1 protein-coding gene is annotated in these 230 nt (G+C 47.4%); it reads left to right on the top strand.

All coding sequences use genetic code 11. The features are described 5' to 3' along the window. Window positions 1-230, top strand: a 230-nt coding sequence (locus SB765_RS34445) for a hypothetical protein (protein WP_410933134.1), incomplete at both ends; no start/stop codon positions are given.

The raw sequence follows: 230 nt of genomic DNA, 5'->3' as shown, positions 1-230 counted from the left end.
AGGTTTGGTTCGCAATTTATTGAAGTAAAAGAAAAAAGCGCAGCGGTAAAAATTATCCAGCCAGAAACAGGAAGTTTTAGCATGCGGTTTTGCGAACGGCCCGATAAGCGCAGCGTGAATAGTTTCAGCGCCATTTTCAGCTTTGTTAACCTTTTCCTCAACATGCAGAGAGGTCAGACTCGCCCACTTTCGCGTTACAGCTTCGCTTGCCTTTTGGCGGGCTGGCGACA

Source organism: Pseudomonas sp. SIMBA_067, assembly GCF_046534675.1.
Classification (GTDB): Bacteria; Pseudomonadota; Gammaproteobacteria; order Pseudomonadales; family Pseudomonadaceae; genus Aquipseudomonas; species Aquipseudomonas putida.
This window is presented reverse-complemented; position numbering and strand designations above follow the sequence as displayed.